Origin of the sequence: Trinickia caryophylli (genome assembly GCF_034424545.1) — a bacterium.
Taxonomy (GTDB): Bacteria; Pseudomonadota; Gammaproteobacteria; order Burkholderiales; family Burkholderiaceae; genus Trinickia; species Trinickia caryophylli.
On record NZ_CP139970.1, the window covers coordinates 2,263,340 to 2,279,372 of the forward strand.

Below are 16,033 nucleotides of genomic sequence, written 5' to 3' on the forward strand. Positions count from 1 at the left end.
GCCTGCGTTCGCCTTCGTGCCTTTTGCGCCCCGTTCTCCTTCTACCGCGATCATGGACCGCCCGACGAGAGGCCGCCGCGATTCCCGCACCGCCCGCCTGACCGGCGCGGCGGGCTTCACGCTGCTCGAGATGCTGGTCGTGCTCGTGATCGCGGGGCTGCTGGTTTCGCTGGCGTCGGTGTCGATCACGCGCAATCCGCGCACCGAATTGAAGGAGGAGGCGCAGCGGCTTGCGCTGCTTTTCGAATCGGCGTCCGACGAGGCGCAGGTGCGCGCACGCCCCATTGCCTGGCAGCCCGTTGCGGGCGGCTATCGCTTCGACGTTCGCACCGACGACGGGTGGCGGCCGATCCAGCGCGACGACCTGCTGCGCGAACGCAGATGGGAAGGTGGCGTGACCGACGTCGCGATCGACTATCCGGGCTCGGATCAGCGTCCGGAGCGCATCGTATTCGGTGTCGAGAGCATCGGTGCGGCGGTGACCGTCACGCTTTACTCGGCGGTTGGCCGCGCGACGATCGTCGGCACCGGCAACGGTCGCTACGAGGTACGGTGACGATGCGCCGTCTGCCCAGCCGTCTGTCCTTTTCGCGCTGTCCCGCCTCCCGTACCCGCTCGCGCGGCTTCACGATGATCGAGGTGCTCGTCGCGCTGGCGATCATCGCTGTCGCGCTGGCCGCCGCGCTGCGTGCGAGCGCGATGCTCGCGAACAACGAGGCCGCGCTTCACCGCCGGCTGCTCGCGGGATGGAGTGCCGACAACGTTCTTGCGCAGCTCTATCTGTCGCGCCAGTGGCCCGAGATCGGTTCGCATTCGTTCGATTGCTCGCAGGGCAACCAGCCGCTGCAGTGCACGCAACGCGTCAGCGCCACGCCGAACCCCGTATTCCGGCGCGTCGAAGTCTTCGTGAGCGTACCCGGTGAAGATGGCGTGCTCGCTCAACTCGTGACGGTGGTCGCCAATGAGACGAATCGTGCGCTCTGAAGGCCACCGGCACCGACACCCGCGCGCGCAGAGCGGCTTTACGCTGATCGAGCTGATGGTGGCGATCGCGATTCTTGCCGTCATCGCTGTGCTGTCCTGGCGCGGACTCGAGCAGATCATCCGCGCGCGCCAGACCATTTCGAATTCGATGGAGGACGAGCGCGTTTTTGTGCAGTTTTTCGATCAGGTGCAGATCGATGCGCGCAAGGCGGCCAGCGACGACGAAGTGGGGCAGCCGGCCGTGGCCGTGGCCGGCGACATGCTGCAGATCGTCCGGCGCTTCGGCATGCCCGGCGAGGCGCCGCGGCTGCAGGTCGTGCGCTACCAGGTGAGCGGCGGGCGCGTGACCCGCTATGCGTCGCCGCCTGTGTCCACCGTCGGGGAGCTGCGGCGCCTGCTCGGCTCGTCGAGCGGCGCCGGTGCTTGGAGTGCCGTACCGCTCATAGGGGGCGTCGGGGTCATCACGGCGCGGCTTTATGTACCGCGCGTGGGCTGGACCACGCAAATGAGCGAAGTGCGCGCGGAGATCGCGCGCAACGACAACAATATGAAGGTGCCGCAGTTCGGCAATGCGCCGCTCGAGCGCGCCGTGAAAGGTCTCGAGATCGGGATTGGCGCCACCTCGCTGCGCGTGCCGGTCACGCGCGTGTTTCTGATCGGGGAGTGACGATGAGCGCGCGCAATCGAGCGTTTTCCCGGCACTCCGCAGTTTTGGGGCGTATCGGCCGCCGCGGCACAGGCCGGCCGGTCCCGCGTTCGCGCCGTGAGCGCGGCGCCGCGATCATCAGCGCACTGTTCGTTGCATCGCTCGCGGCGATACTGGTTGCGGGCATACTTTGGCGGCAACAGGTGCAGATCCGGCGCATCGAGAATCAGCGGCTGCTCGCGCAGGCGCAATGGGTCGCGCGCGGCGCGCTCGACTGGACGCGGCTCATCTTGCGCGCCGAGGCCGATGCGTCGCCGACGGTCACCTATCTGGGCGGCGTGTGGGCCGTGCCGATCGCGAGGACGCGCCTGTCCGATTTCCTCGGCAAGATCGGCGTGGGGCAGGCGGATCAGGGCGAGCATACATACGTGTCCGGCTGGATCGAGGATGCGCAAGGCAAGTTCAACCTGCGCAATCTCGTTTCGGTGCCGGCGCCGGGCAAGCTGCGGGTGGACGCGATGCAATTGCTCGCGTTCCAGCGGCTGCTGCAGTCGCTCGGCTTGAGCGGGCCGCTCGCGTCAAAGACGGCGCTCTACGTTCGCGCGTCGCTGATGCAGTCGGCCACGCGCTTCCAGACGCCCGCGAGCCAACTCGGCAACCAGCCGCCCCCGCCGCCGGGCGGCGCGGCGGGCGGCGAGAACTTCACGGACGATCCGGGGCTCGACGGCGCGCCCGACGACAACGCCGGTGCCGCGCCGCTGCAATTGATCGACGTGGATTCGCTTTTGAACGTGCCGGGGTTCACGCCGGAGATAGTCGAGCGGCTGCGCCCTTTCGTGACTTTCCTGCCGACGCAGACGCCCGTCAACATGAATACGGCGCGGGCCGAGGTCATCGCGGCGATCGTCCCGGGCATGTCGGTGGCGAGCGCGCAGGCGCTCGTATCGAGGCGGCAAACGGTATTTTTTCGCAACAGCGGCGATGTCGAACTGGCGCTGCGCGCTGCCGGAACCCTGGTTTCGGCCACCGGCACGAACGGCCAGATTCCCATGGACGTGACGACGAGCTATTTTTTCGTACATGGCCACGTGGAGCACGAGCGCGCTCAGGTGGACCGCACGACGCTCGTCTACCGCGATCCGCTCACGCACTCTACGCGCGTCGTGCGCGTGAGCGATCAGCCATGAGCCAACAACGAGGAGAACAGGGCCTTTGAGCACGTTGATCGTCTTTTTGCCCCCGCGTGACCCGGCGGCGCCCTCGCAGGAGTGGCAACTGCCCGACATGCCCTTTTTGCTGCTCGACAAGCGCGGCAGGAAAGAGCGCGCGGGCCGGGGTTCGCTGGCGTTCCTGCCGCGCGCGGCCGCCACCGTCCTGATCGTTCCGGCGCGCGACGTTCTCATGCTCGCCGCCACGCTGCCCCCGCTCAAGGGGCCGCGGCTCAGGCAGGCGTTGCCGAACGTCGTCGAGGATCAATTGATTCAGGACGCGCAGACCTGCCATATCGCACTCGATCCGCAGCCGTTGGCCGACGGCTCCCGCGTGCTGGCCGTGGTCGATCGCGGCTGGTTCCGCTTCGTCGTCGAAGCGTTTGTCGCGGCGGGACATCGAAACTTGCGCGCGGTGCCTGTCACACGCTGCTTGCCCGCGGGCGCTCAAGAACAGCCTGAGGCGGTCGAGTCGCCGGTCGAGGCGCTCGCCGCGGCTGCCGAGGCGCAAGCCGAAGCGCTCGGCGAATCGACTGACGAATCGACTGGCCAATCGTCGAATGCAGGGCGCGGCGGCGGTGCGGACCAGGCGACGACGGGCGCGCCCGTGGCCGTGCCGCCCGTGGTGGCACTGTTGGGCGCGGTGGTCGATGCATCGGAAACGATTCCGGGCGAAGCGGGTACGGTGCTCGTGACCTCCGAGCCGCGTGTGGAAGTGGCGATTGCGCGCGGGTTGCTCGGCGAGGGGTTCGCCGTACCGGTGCCGATGCTTGGCCCCACGCTTTCGGCATTGGCGGGCGGCTCGCCGTTCCCGCTTTACGAGTTGACCGACGTACCTGCCGGCGAACCCGGCATCGAGCCCGCCGCGTCGCCGTACGGCGCATACGTGGGAGCCGCGGCCGATGTGCGCGCGCTGGCGTTCGAGACGCTCGCGCACGCGGCGCTCGATTGCCGCTTCGATTTGTGCCAGTTCGAGTTCGAGTCCCGGCCCTGGCGGCTCGATCGTGCGACGCTGCGGCGCCTGCGTGTCCCGATCGCGCTCGTCGTCGCATCGCTCGTCGTGGCGGTTGTCGGCGCGAACATCCAATGGCTCATGCTGGCGCGCGAACGCGACGCGCTCAATGCGCAGATGACGGAGTTGCTGCTCAACGCTTTCCCCAAGACGGCCGTCGTGCTCGATCCGCCCGCGCAGATGCGCACCCAGCTCGAACGGCTGCGGCTGGCGGCGGGCCAGCTTTCGCCTGACGACTATCTGTCGTTGGCCGCGCGACTCGCCTCCTCGTTCGGGCCGCTGCCCGTGAACGGCGTTGCGGCGCTCGACTATCACGACCGCCGGCTCGAGCTGACGTTCAAGCCACAAGTGACGGCGGATCCCGATTTCACGAAGCGGCTCGCGCAAAACGGGCTGACGGGCGAACTCGATACGAACTCGGGCAAATGGGTGGTCAGAAACCGGAGCGGACAATGAAAATGACAACCGCGGTCGAGGCCTGGGGCGGTTTTTGGGGCGCTCGCACGCCGCGCGAAAAGGTGCTGCTGACTTGGGGCGGGGCGATCGTCGGTGCCGTGATCGTCTACTCCATGCTTTGGGCGCCGGCGCAGCAAGGGCGCGCCGAGTTGCGTGAAACGTTGCCGGCCATGCAGCGGCAGCTCGCGCAGATGACCGCCGAAGCCGACGAGGCCCGCTCGCTGGCCGCGGCGGCACAGGGCGCCGCGCCGACCGGCAACGCGCTCAAGGAAGCGCTGCTGGCATCGCTCACGCAAGACGGGTTCGCAGCGCCGCAAGTGCAGTTGACGGGTGACGCCGTGCGCATCGACCTGAAAAACGCGTCGTTTCCCGCCTGGACGATGTGGCTCGACGACGCGCGCCGGCAATTCAAGGTGCAGGTATCGGAAGCGCACGCGACGGCACTCAAGGCGGACGGCCAAGTGGACGTGAGCGCGTCGCTGCGGCCGTCGCTCGCCGGGGCGTCGCCGCGATGAGCGGGCGATCGGCGCGCATCGTTGCCCCGAGAAGGAACTGCTCATGAGAATCTGGATGCGACGGGGGCTCGCCGCGCTGCCTTGGCTGGCGGTTGCCGCCGTCTCGTGCGGCATCGTCGTGCTCGCGCTGTTGCCGGCCGCATGGGTTACGCCGCAGTTCGCCAGGCTCACGCAGGGCCACGTCAACCTGATCGACCCTTCGGGCTCGCTTTGGCATGGCTCGGCCACGCTGATGTTCGCCGCCGGGCCGGATCAGGCGGCGGCGACGGTCCTGCCCGGCCGCATCGAATGGCGGACGGCGTTCTGGCCGCTGTTGGCGGGGAAGGTCCGCATGAACATGCGGCACAGCGAGGCCATGCCGCAGCCGGTAACCATCGATGCGTCGCTCGGCGGCGCAACGCTGTCTCCGGGCGACATCGTGGTCCCTGCCGCGCTGCTCGCGGGCCTCGGCGCCCCGTTCAATACGCTCGACCTGCAAGGCGACGTGCGTGTGAAATGGACGCAATGGCACCTCTTTCGCAACGGGACGTTCGGGCAGATCGCTGTCACGCTCGACGATATGAGTTCGCGCGTGTCCACGGTGAAGCCGCTCGGCTCGTATCGCGTCGTCTACCAGGCTCAGGGGGCGACTGCGACCATCGATCTCTCGACGCTCAAGGGCCCGCTCCTGCTGAGCGGGCATGGCACCGTCGCGCGGGGGGGCGTTTCTTTTCACGGAGAGGCGACAGCGGCGCCCGAGGCGCGCGCGACGCTCGGCGGGCTGCTGGCACTCCTCGGTCAGCCCGTCGGCACAGGCGCGGTCGCGCTCAACTTCGTGCGCTGAGCAAAGCGGCGGTGGGTGCGCGGCGGCTTGCTTTTGGGGCCGGGCGTGGCGGTTGCGCTCCACAGCCGTGCCCGGTAGCCCTGCTCGGCCACGGTGCTTTACGGCGATGGAGCGCAGCGGCGCTACTCCGCCGCGTGGCGCTCTCTCAGCGCGCGGCCGAGCCTGCCGCCACGCCCGTGGCCGAGGCGGTGTCGGCCGCGCCGGCGGCCACGCTCCACCCGCCGCCGAGCGCTTTCACGAGCCCGACCGACGACACCATGCGCTGCCCCGCCAGCGTTGCCAGTTTTTGCTCGGCCGAGAACGCGGTGGTTTGCGCGGTGAGCACGCTGACGTAGCCGACGGTGCCTGCCTTGTATTGGTTCGTGACGATAGCGAGTGCCTGCTTCGCCGAGGCCACGGCTTCGCGCTGCACAATGATCTCGCGCGCCAGGATGCGCTGCGACGCGAGATTGTCTTCGACTTCCTGGAACGCCGTGAGAACCGTCTGCCGGTAGGTGGCAACCTGCTGATCGTAGGCCGCACGCGCGGCCTCGGTCTGCGCGCGGCGCAGGCCGGCATCGAAAAGCGTTGCCGCAAGCGACGGTCCGACGGACCAGAAGCGCGACGGCAACTGGAGCAGATTCGAAAGGACGGAGCTTTGGAAGCCGCCTTGTGCGGAGAGCGTGAGCGACGGGAAATAGGCGGCGATCGCCACGCCGATCTGCTCGTTGGCGGCGGCCGTCTTGCGCTCGGCCGACGCAATATCGGGCCGGCGCTCGAGGAGCGCGGTGGGCAGCTCGAGCGGCACTTCGGGGGGCTCGGCTTCGAGCGGCGTGGGTGGGATCGAAAAGGTGGATGCCGGTTCCCCGACGAGCACGGCAATCGCATGCTCGTCCTGCGCGCGCGCCACGCCGTTGTCGATGGCCGTGGCCTGAGCCGATTGGAGCTGCGTTTGTGCCTGGATCACGTCCGCTCGCGCGGCCACGCCTTGCGCGTATTGGTTCTGCGTGAGCCGGAGTGCCTCCTCGAACGCTTTGACCGTGTCGTCCAGCAGTTTTTGCATCGAATCGAGCGCGCGCAGCTGGAAGTAGGTTTGTGCGAGCGTGGCCTGCGCCGACAGGCGCGCATTCGCGAGATCGGCCGCTGCACCCTGCTCCGCCGCGCGCTCGGCGCTGACGGTGCGGCTCACCTTGCCCCAGAGGTCGGGCTCCCACGATGCGTCGAGCGACGTGCTGAACGAATTCGATACGCGCGACGTCGTGCTGCCGAACGTGCTCGAACCCGACGAGCTCGACAGGCGCTGGCCCGAACGCGTGGCGCTGCCGGACAGACCGAGCGTGGGGAAATAGGCGGCGCGCGCTTCGGCCACGAGGGCATGCGCCTGCCGATAGGCCGCGGCGAACTGGGCGACCGACTGGTTGGCCGTATCGAGCTTCGTCATCAGCGCGTCGAGCCGTGCGTCCTCGTAGATCGACCACCACGGGCCGCGATCGGCGCGATCGGCCGGCTGGGCTACCTTCCATCCGGGCGGCGCTTCCTTGTAGGACGCGGGCACGGCGGCACTGGGGCGCTGGTAGTCCGGGCCGACCGCGCAGCCGGCGAGAAGGCTCAGCACGAGCGCGGCGGTGGCGGCAGCCGGCGCGCGGCGCGGCATCGGGATTCGGTGAGACATCGGGGCGAAGAGAACGTGCGATGCGGCGATGGTAGCGCAGCGGACCCGCCGGCTGGTTACCGGTAATTACAACCCGCCGCCGCCACTCGAGGAAAGCACTGGACGAAACACTTGCCTAATAAAATATTGACAGTGCAATTATTTGCGGCGATAGTGCGCGTCAACGTGGGCGCACACCGCCAAAGCAAGAGCATAGAACGACGGTACGAAGGAAGGAGGACCGATGACAGAAGCGGCATCGACGACGAACCCACAGCATGCGCCGGGTGATTCGCCACCGGCCCCGCTGCAGGGTGCGCGGCTCGCGTTGCTGACCGTCGGGCTGGCGTTCGGCACGTTCATGGAGGTGCTCGACACCTCGATCGCCAACGTGGCCGTGCCGACGATTTCGGGCAGCCTCGGCGTGGCGACGACCGACGGTACCTGGGTCATTTCGTCCTACTCGGTCGCGGCCGCCATTGCCGTGCCGCTCACGGGCTGGCTGGCCCGGCGCGTCGGCGAGGTGCGCCTCTTCACCTTCTCCGTGCTCGCGTTCACGATTGCATCGGCGCTGTGCGGACTGGCCGCGAACTTCGAATCGCTGATCGCGTTCCGCCTCCTGCAGGGGCTCGTGTCGGGCCCGATGGTTCCGCTCTCGCAGACGATCCTCATGCGCAGCTACCCGCTGCAAAAGCGCGGGCTCGCATTGGGCCTGTGGGCGATGACCGTGATCGTCGCGCCGATCTTCGGCCCCGTCATGGGCGGCTGGATCACGGACAACTATACGTGGCCGTGGATCTTTTACATCAATCTGCCGATCGGGATGCTCTCCGCGGCGTCGGCTTATTTCCTGCTGCGTGGACACGAGACCGCCACGGCGACACAGCGCATCGACGCCGTCGGCCTCGCGCTTCTGATCGTGGGTGTGGGAAGCCTGCAGATGATGCTCGACCTCGGCAAGGACCGCGACTGGTTCGGCTCGACGTTCATCGTCACGCTCGCCCTGATCGCAACCGTCGCGCTGACGTTCCTGCTCGCATGGGAGCTGACGGAGCGCACGCCCATCGTCGATCTGACGCTCTTCTCGAACCGCAACTTCGCGCTCGGCGCGCTCATCATCTTCTTCGGCTTCATGGCCTTTTTCGGCTCGGTCGTGATCTTCCCGCTCTGGCTGCAGACCGTCATGGGCTATACCGCGGGGCTCGCAGGTCTGGCGACGGCACCGGTCGGCCTGCTCGCGCTCGTGTTGTCGCCGATCATCGGCCGCAATCTGCACCGGCTCGATTTGCGGATGGTGGCGAGCTTCGCGTTCATCGTCTTCGCCGGCGTGTCGCTCTGGAATGCGACGTTCACGCTCGACGTGCCGTTCGGCCATGTCATCCTGCCGCGCATCGTTCAGGGTATCGGCGTGGCCTGCTTCTTCGTGCCGATGACGACGATCACGCTATCGAGCATTCCAGACGAGCGGCTTGCCAGCGCGTCGGGCCTCTCGAATTTTCTGCGCACGCTCGCCGGTGCGATCGGCACGGCCATCAGCACGACGTACTGGGAAAACGACGCGATTTACCACCACGCGGTGTTGACGGAATCGGTGAGCACCTACTCCCAGAGCACGCAGGCTTACAACGACGCGCTTGGCACGCTCGGGCTCGCCGGCGATCTGGCTCGTGCGCAAATCAATCAGTTGGTGACGCAGCAGGGATACATGATGGCGACGAACGATTTCTTCCGGATTTCGTGCGTCGCATTCGCCGTGCTCGCCGTCGCCGTCTGGACCACCAAGCCGCGGCGCGGCGCCGGGGCGGCGATGGGGCATTGACACGGCCAGGCCGCGTTGCGCGCCGTTCTCATTGCGGCGGCGGTGCGCCTGTCGTTGGCTGTGCCGGCGGCTCGACGCCCGTTTTGACGAACTGCTTGAAGGCGGCACCCGCTTTCCACGGATCGGGCCGGCAACCGATCATGCTGTCGCAGTGGGCTGCGAAGCCGATCGTCGACGACCCGTCCGCGTTCTGCGTGCGCGTGATCTGATAGGCGAGCGCGGCGCTGCCGCCGTCGGGGCCGGCGGTCGCGATCAAGGAATCGGTCGATGTCTGCAAGGCGTAGGCGCTATGTCCTACGACCCAATCGTGCGCGCGTGACCACCAGCGCGCGCATTCGCCGGCGTTCGTACAGACGAGCGGCGCCGTGGCGATCTGCATCGTTTCCGGGCTCACATGATTCTTCGTCGCACACCCGGCCAGGCATGCCACGGCCAGCATCGACAGCGTCCTGTTCATTGCAGCGCCCTCCCCGGTTATCCGATTCGAAAGAGATTCGATCGTGCGCAGCCCGAATTCGTTCGCATGGTTCGTTCGCGTGGTTCATTCATATCGGGAGCGCGCGCCAGCGTCCCGCCCGCATCGAATGCAGGCGAGGCTCCCGCGCGTCGACCGCGCTGGCCAGTACCCCGCCTCAGACGCTGAAGCGATCGAGCGTGTAGCCGCGAAATGCCGTGACGAAGGCATCGAACGAGCCGGGTTCCTCGCTGCGTTCGAGCTGTGCCTGCTCCTCGAGCGACCGGGCGGCCAGCTCGAGCGCGGCGCTCGCCGCCTCGGCATCGAGCGGGTGCGCGCGAAAGTACGCGGCGTGGGACCGGCTCTGCGCGAGGCCGAATTCGAGGAAGCCCTGCCCGCGCTCTCGCATCGTGCGCAAGACTCGGGCCGATGGGGTGGACTCGGGATCGGCGAGCTTCGCCCGTTGCGCATCGACGGCGCGCACGTGAGCGTCGCCCCCCGCCAACGCGTCGAGTGCCTGCGCGGCCACGCGGGTCTTGGCGAGCAGTTCCTCGGCCCACTGCGCGAGTGGCACGTCGCGGCCTTCGCGCGTCAGCGCGAGGCCCGGCTTGCGGCCTTCGAGCGTAACGCGGCCGAAATTCGCATTCGCCTCGGCATGGGCCTCGGCCGGCATTGGCGGGCTGTTGTCGAGTGCGCACACGAGCAGGTACGCATCGAGAAAGCGCGCCGTCTCGAGCGAAATGCCGGATGGCTCGAATGGGTCGATGTCGAGGCAGCGCACTTCGACGTACTGGACGCCGCGCGTCGAGAGCGCGTGCAGCGGGCGCTCGCCCGAGCGCGCGACACGCTTCGGCCGGATGGTCGAGTAAAACTCGTTTTCGATCTGCAAAACGTTCGTGTTGATCTGCACCCACTCGCCGTTGCGGTGCGTACCGATTTTTTCATAGGGCGCGTACGGCTCGCTGACCGCGCGCGAGAGGGCGTCGAGATAACCGGCGAGCGTATCGTAGTCGGGTCGCAATGCGGCCTGCGCCGTCGTATTCGAGTAGCCGAGATCGCTCATGCGCAGGCTCGTCGCATAAGGCCGGTAAAGCGTTGTTGCGTCGAATGCCTCGAGCGCGTGCGGGCGGCCGCGCAAGAAACGCGCATCGATCACGGGCGACGCGCCGAACAGGTACATGAGCAGCCAGCTCGTGCGCCGGAAGTTGCGGATCAGGCCGAAGTAGCGCGCCGACTGAAAATCCACGGCCGTCGCGGCGGACGGCTCCGCGGCATGAACGAGCCGCCACGCTTCTTCGTTCAGCGAGTAGTTGTAATGGATGCCGGCGATGCATTGCATGGTCCGCCCGTAACGCAGCGCCAGGCCGTGGCGGTAGACATGCTTGAGACGGCCGATGTTCGAGGTGCCGTATTCGGCAATCGGAATCTCGTCGTCTTCGGGCAACAGGCCCGGCATCGAATCGGTCCACAGCAGCTCGTCGCCGAGCGCGGCATAAACGAAGCGATGCAGTTCGTCGAGCCGCGCGAGCGTTTGCGCGCTCTCGTGTTCGGCCGGTGTGATGAGCTCGAGCAGCGCCTCTGAATAGTCGGTGGTCAACGACGGATGCGTGAGCGCCGAGCCGAGCGCACGCGGGTGCGGCGTCATTGCGAGCGAACCGTCGGGCGTCACGCGCAGACTTTCCTTTTCGATGCCTCGCAGGCCGCGCGCGAGCACATCGCCTGCCGCGGACGACGTGAGCACGGACAAACGCTGTGCGAATGTCTCGGTATGAAGGGATGATTGGTTATCTGACATCGAAGCCGGCCCGGCTTGCGGGGAAGGCGGCAGTCCCGGGCACAATTTTTTGGGTAGCGGGCACTTTAACACCGCGCCGTGAAGCGCGCTTGAGGCCGCCTCGGCCCCAGGCGGCGGGCCTCCGGCGCCTACGTCCGGCGGGTGTGGCGCCGGCTTTCCGGCACCCTTCCCCTATCCTCCGCGCGCGCCGTTCGCCTGGTCGGCCACGGCATTCCACAGATGCATTGCGGCGTAAGCACGCCAGGGGCGCCAGGGCTCGGTGCGCGCGCGTTGCGCGGCCGGGCGCACGAGTGCGGCATCGCGCGCGACGATCGACTGCATCAGAACGAGGTCGCTCGACGGCCACGCGTCCGCGTCGCGCCACGCCCGCATCGCGATGTACTCCACTGTCCACGGGCCGATGCCGGGCAGCGCGAGCAATGCCTCGCGCAAGGTCGCGAGTGTCTGGGCGTCGCCGGTCGTCGCCGCACCGCGGTCGATCGGCACGGCGCCCGAGGCGACCGCGTGTGCCATGCCTTGCAAGGCGGCCACACGCTTGCCCGGCATGCCGATTTGCGAAAGGTCGGCTTGCGCCAGCTCGGCCGGCGTGGGAAACCGCCAGGCGGTGGCGGGATCGAGGTGCTCCTCGATGCGTGCGCCGGCACGCGTCACGAGGCGGCCGATCAGCGTCGTCGCCGCTTTGACGCTCACTTGCTGGCCCACGATGGCGCGCACGACGAGTTCGAATGCGGACCATGCGCCCGGCACACGCAGGCCCGGCGCGCGTTCCACGAGCGGCGCAAGCCATGGGTCGCGCGCGAGATGAGCGCCGATGCGGGCAGCGTCCGCGCCGACGTCGAAGAATAGGGTCAGATGTGGCGCGAGGGCCTCGGCATGCCGTGCGACGGCGCCGTCGACCGTAACGACGAGGCAGCGCCTGCGTGGATGCCGTGCGACGGCGAGCGTGCCGCTCGCGCCCTGCCAGTCGATGGCGCGGCGGTAGGCGCCTTGCTCGACGCATTCGACGCCGGGCGTTGCGCGGCCGGCGAGAAAGCGCAATACCCGCGCCCAGTCGTAGGGTGCCTTGAACGGCAGCTCGAATCGTGCGGTCGTGCTCAAGCGTCGTCCAGTTGAGCGTGTTTGTCGCGCTGGCGGCTTGTACCGCGGCCCCGGGTTTCGCTTTCCCCCGATGTTTCGCCGGCCGTTGTCCGCGGCGAAGCCGTTCCGCTGTGGCGGGACTCGGCGGCCAGCAGCGCGGCCTTGCGCGGCAGCCCCCAGCGATAACCCGCGAGCGCGCCGCCCTTTTGTACGACCCGGTGGCACGGGATCGCAAGCGCGACCGGGTTCGATGCGCAGGCACTGGCTACTGCCCGTACCGCGCGCGGCGTGCCGAGCGCGGCGGCAATGTCGGTATAGCTGCGCGTCTCGCCATAGGGGATGCGCCGCAGCGCATCCCATACACGTTGACGAAACGCCGTGGCGGGGATGTCGAGCGGCAAGTCGAACTGCTGGCGCGACCCGTCGAGGTAAGCCTCGATCTGGGCGATGAACGGTGCGATGTGCGCGGTATCCTCGCGCAACTCGGCCTTCGCGAGTGCTCCACGCAATTCGGCCACGAGCGTGGCCGCGTCGTCGCCGAACGCGATGCGGCAGATGCCCGTGTTCGTGGCGGCAACCAGCACCTGCCCGAGTGCCGTGGGGGCGCAGGCGAAGCGCACGGTCGAGCCGGCTCCCTTGTCGCGGTAGACCGACGGCGTCATGCCGAGCTCGCTCGCGACATTCTCGTAAAGCCGCGACGGCGAGCCGAAGCCGGCATCGACGGCCGCGCGCGTCACCCGCTCGCCCCGTTGCAGCGCGTCGCGCAATGCCGCGCCGCGCCGGGCAGCTTGGTACTGCCGCGGCGAAACGCCCATGACGCGCGTGAAAAGACGCTGCAAATGAAAGGCGCTCACGTGCACGGCGTCGCTCAACTGCGCGAGCGTCATGCGGGCATGCGGCTCGGCGTCGAGGGCCGCGCGGGCGCGCTCGACGATGGCCAGATCGCGTGGCAGGCTGTCCGGGCGGCAGCGCTTGCAGTCGCGAAACCCGGCCGTGCGCGCCTGATCCAGCGTGTCGAAAAAGCGGACGTTCTCGCGCCGGGGTTGGCGCGACGAGCAGGACGGCCGGCAAAAGATGCCAGTCGTCACCACGGCGTAAAAGAAGGTGCCGTCGGCCTGCGCGTCGTGAGCGCGAACGGCCTGCCAGCGCGCTTCGTCGGTGGTATAGGCGGAAGACATGATGCTCCTCGGTTTGGCTCTCGGTTGACCAAGCCTACTGTACGCGCCCGGACGTCGGCTCGCGCGCCGGATCTTGCTCTGTAATCGAGTGCCGTAATCGATGGGCACCGAACCCGATCAGGCGCGGCCGATCGACTCAATCCGAATTTTCCGACGAATGGCATATTGCATTGCACCATCGAATCGTATATAGTTCGTTTTGTCTCCTCCATGTCTCCTCCTGATATGGATTCACCCGCTCAACTTGAGCGGGTTTTTTTTGTCCGTCGTTTTCGTATCGTCCGCTTTCGGGCAGCGGCCGCCCGGCTGCCCTACACTTCGAGCGAGCGGCCCGCGCCCAGCGGGCGGCAAAGACGGAGGCGCGCCGATGAAACCGGTCATTCGCGACATCGATCATGTCGTCATTCGCACGACGGACCCCACCGCCTTGAAACGCTTTTATTGCGACGTGCTCGGTTGCGTGCCCGAACGGGAGCAGCCCGAGCTGGGGCTCGTCCAGCTGCGGGCCGGTCGTGCGCTGATCGACCTTCTGGCCGTGGGCGGACCGCTCGATCGCGCCGATAGCGGCCTGCCCGGAGCGGGCCGCAACATGGACCACCTCTGCTTGCGGATCGAGCAGTACGACGCTCAGGCGCTGTCGAGCTACCTCACGGAGCGTGGCGTGCGCCTCGGCGAAGAGGGGCGACGCTATGGCGCGGACGGGTTCGGGCGATCGCTCTATCTCTTCGACCCCGAAGGCAACATGGTGGAGTTGAAAGGGCCGCCGGAGGAGCCAGCGCAGACATCGGTACCGGGCTGAAGCGGTTGTCCTCTGCTTCGTCGCGGGTTCGGGCGTTCGGGCTTTCCGGACGCTCGGGCCTTCCGGCCTTCAAGCCGCCCCGTTGCCTTTGAGCACCGTCCACTCCACTGCGACGGGTTCCGCCTCGCCGCCGCCGACCCACGCGGCGCCGTCCTGCACCGTGACCTGCAGCCGCATCGTGCGTTCGGCGAGCGCCGCGAGCGCGCTGCCGGTACCCTCGGCGAGCGTCCAAACGGTGAGGTTGCGCAGCCGTTCCGCCTTGCCGCGCACGCCCTCCCACCAGAGCGCCGACGTCCGGCCGCCGTATGCGATCACGATGACGCGGGCGGCGCGCCCGCATGCTTTCGACAGCCGCCGCTCGTCGGGCTGGCCCACCTCGATCCAGGTTTCGATCGCGCCGGTGAGGTCCTTTTGCCAAAGATCGGGCTCGTCGGTGTCGGAAAGCCCCTTGCAGAACTCGAGTCGCTCGCCGGCGTTGAGTGCGAACGCGAGCAGGCGAACCATCATGCGCTCGTCCGTCTCGGACGGGTGACGAGCGAGGGTCAGCGAATGGTCGGCGTAATAGTGCCGGTCCATGTCGGCGATTTGGAGATCCGCTTTGTAGATCGTCGATTTGAGAGCCATACGGCACCGGATGAAGGCGAAGGGGCGGGCCGGAAAGCGCTCGTCGCGGCAGGCGGGAGGAGCGATGCGACACCGCGCCGGCTTCAGGGCCGGCGCGTGATGATAGCGAATGATCGGGGCGACGCGAAGTCTTGTCGGCTAATGGAACGCCGAGCGCGGGGGGGCCATGCCTGCCGGCGCGAAAATAAAACGAAGACGCGGCCGGCTGTTTGCCGGGCCGCGTTGTGCCGGTGCGCAAGCGGTGCCGCTACTTGCCCCTCGCACAAGGGGCAACGGGCGGCCGGTCGGTTACTGTTTAATGAAGCGGTCGTTCGTCCACAGGCCTTGCGTGTCGCCGTTTCCCGCATTCACGAACTCGACGTCGTGGCCAACGACGCGCACCACGCGGAAGTCGGAATGCTCAGGTGTGGACAGGCACTCGTAGCCGGCGAAAAACTGCTGCATCTTTTGCTGTTCGCCGTTCTGATGGTGCTGATAGGCGGCGTCGAACTTGTCCTTGCTGAGACAGCCGTAGGCGCCGGAAACGAATTGAACGGTCTGCTGGGGCCGAAGTACGGTGTCTTGCGCCTGAGCGACCGAAGATGCCACTGCAACGACGGCCAATGCCGCCAACATCGCGACTTGTTTCCTCATGTCCTGTCTCCCATACGGGTTTCTACTCGGTTTAGCTATGCACTTAACGGCAATAGAAAACCCACGGCTTTGACATTAGAACAAGCGCGGAAAATCACAAGCACATTTTGTGTGCGTTTGCAAAAGCGACGAATTGTCGCACCTCCCGGTGAAGGGCTGCGGCATGCCGCTTGGGTTGACAGGCGGGGCTACCCGGCTTGCGCGGCAAATCGCCGCATTGGCCACGCCCATATTTTATAAGCCTTCCAGACGGATTTTTCCAGGTCGCCCTGTATTTCATTTAAGTGGCTTACTAAAAATAGCAGGAATTGGTGCATCGCACACACGATCGTCGATTTTGGCATTGGGGCGCGCGCAATGTCGCATTCGATTACTGAATA

16 protein-coding genes are annotated in these 16,033 nt (G+C 67.2%); 9 read left to right on the plus strand and 7 right to left on the minus strand.

Going from position 1 to position 16,033, the window contains the following annotated elements; translation table 11 throughout:
- Positions 1-52: 52 nt before the first annotated feature.
- Genes U0034_RS10125 through U0034_RS10155 form a run of 7 tightly spaced genes read left to right on the plus strand, consistent with a single transcriptional unit; the run spans position 53 to position 5,644 of the window.
- The gene (locus tag U0034_RS10125) at positions 53-556 is read left to right on the plus strand and encodes a GspH/FimT family pseudopilin (protein WP_085230820.1); all 504 of its coding nucleotides are present in this window, start codon (positions 53-55) and stop codon (positions 554-556) included.
- Positions 557-558: 2 nt separating this feature from the next.
- Positions 559-984, plus strand: a complete 426-nt coding sequence (gene gspI / locus U0034_RS10130; protein WP_085230819.1) for a type II secretion system minor pseudopilin GspI — start codon at positions 559-561, stop codon at positions 982-984.
- Complete coding sequence (locus tag U0034_RS10135; RefSeq protein WP_085230818.1) at positions 962-1,651, plus strand: PulJ/GspJ family protein; 690 nt, start codon at positions 962-964, stop codon at positions 1,649-1,651. Before gspI ends, U0034_RS10135 begins: the two co-directional genes overlap by 23 nt.
- Positions 1,652-1,653: 2 nt before the next feature.
- On the plus strand, positions 1,654-2,817 hold the full coding sequence (gene gspK / locus U0034_RS10140; RefSeq protein ID WP_085230817.1) for a type II secretion system minor pseudopilin GspK: 1,164 nt from the start codon (positions 1,654-1,656) through the stop codon (positions 2,815-2,817).
- A 25-nt stretch (positions 2,818-2,842) separates the two neighbouring features.
- The gene (gspL, locus tag U0034_RS10145) at positions 2,843-4,306 is read left to right on the plus strand and encodes a type II secretion system protein GspL (RefSeq protein ID WP_085230816.1); all 1,464 of its coding nucleotides are present in this window, start codon (positions 2,843-2,845) and stop codon (positions 4,304-4,306) included.
- The gene (gene gspM / locus U0034_RS10150; protein WP_085230815.1) at positions 4,303-4,821 is read left to right on the plus strand and encodes a type II secretion system protein GspM; all 519 of its coding nucleotides are present in this window, start codon (positions 4,303-4,305) and stop codon (positions 4,819-4,821) included. Before gspL ends, gspM begins: the two co-directional genes overlap by 4 nt.
- 43 nt (positions 4,822-4,864) lie before the next feature.
- On the plus strand, positions 4,865-5,644 hold the full coding sequence (locus U0034_RS10155) for a type II secretion system protein N (RefSeq protein ID WP_085230814.1): 780 nt from the start codon (positions 4,865-4,867) through the stop codon (positions 5,642-5,644).
- A 145-nt stretch (positions 5,645-5,789) separates the two neighbouring features.
- On the opposite strand, the gene U0034_RS10160 is transcribed toward U0034_RS10155, so the two are convergent.
- The gene (locus U0034_RS10160) at positions 5,790-7,295 is read right to left on the minus strand and encodes an efflux transporter outer membrane subunit (protein ID WP_085230813.1); all 1,506 of its coding nucleotides are present in this window, start codon (positions 7,293-7,295) and stop codon (positions 5,790-5,792) included.
- A gap of 223 nt (positions 7,296-7,518) precedes the next feature.
- Between U0034_RS10160 and U0034_RS10165 the strand changes: the two genes are divergently transcribed.
- Positions 7,519-9,093: a DHA2 family efflux MFS transporter permease subunit gene (locus U0034_RS10165; protein WP_085230812.1), complete on the plus strand. Its 1,575-nt coding sequence runs from the start codon at positions 7,519-7,521 to the stop codon at positions 9,091-9,093.
- Positions 9,094-9,121: 28 nt separating this feature from the next.
- On the opposite strand, the gene U0034_RS10170 is transcribed toward U0034_RS10165, so the two are convergent.
- The 4 genes from U0034_RS10170 to ada form a co-directional block, all read right to left on the minus strand.
- Entirely contained in the window at positions 9,122-9,550 is a 429-nt protein-coding gene (locus U0034_RS10170; RefSeq protein ID WP_085230811.1) for a hypothetical protein, read from the minus strand.
- Positions 9,551-9,725: 175 nt separating this feature from the next.
- Entirely contained in the window at positions 9,726-11,342 is a 1,617-nt protein-coding gene (gshA, locus tag U0034_RS10175; RefSeq protein WP_085230810.1) for a glutamate--cysteine ligase, read from the minus strand.
- Between the two features lie 171 nt (positions 11,343-11,513).
- Complete coding sequence (locus tag U0034_RS10180) at positions 11,514-12,440, minus strand: DNA-3-methyladenine glycosylase family protein (RefSeq protein ID WP_085230809.1); 927 nt, start codon at positions 12,438-12,440, stop codon at positions 11,514-11,516.
- Complete coding sequence (gene ada, locus U0034_RS10185; RefSeq protein WP_085230808.1) at positions 12,437-13,597, minus strand: bifunctional DNA-binding transcriptional regulator/O6-methylguanine-DNA methyltransferase Ada; 1,161 nt, start codon at positions 13,595-13,597, stop codon at positions 12,437-12,439. The genes U0034_RS10180 and ada overlap by 4 nt, the downstream gene beginning before the upstream one ends.
- Positions 13,598-13,964: 367 nt before the next feature.
- On the opposite strand from ada, the gene U0034_RS10190 reads away from it, so the two are divergent.
- A complete protein-coding gene (locus tag U0034_RS10190) occupies positions 13,965-14,396 on the plus strand; it encodes a VOC family protein (RefSeq protein ID WP_085230821.1) in 432 nt (143 codons plus the stop codon).
- A 69-nt stretch (positions 14,397-14,465) separates the two neighbouring features.
- On the opposite strand, the gene U0034_RS10195 is transcribed toward U0034_RS10190, so the two are convergent.
- Both U0034_RS10195 and sap1 read right to left on the minus strand, forming a co-directional pair.
- A complete protein-coding gene (locus U0034_RS10195) occupies positions 14,466-15,020 on the minus strand; it encodes a YaeQ family protein (RefSeq protein WP_085230807.1) in 555 nt (184 codons plus the stop codon).
- Between the two features lie 288 nt (positions 15,021-15,308).
- Positions 15,309-15,653, minus strand: a complete 345-nt coding sequence (gene sap1, locus U0034_RS10200) for a surface attachment protein Sap1 (RefSeq protein WP_085230806.1) — start codon at positions 15,651-15,653, stop codon at positions 15,309-15,311.
- Positions 15,654-16,033 lie beyond the last annotated feature (380 nt).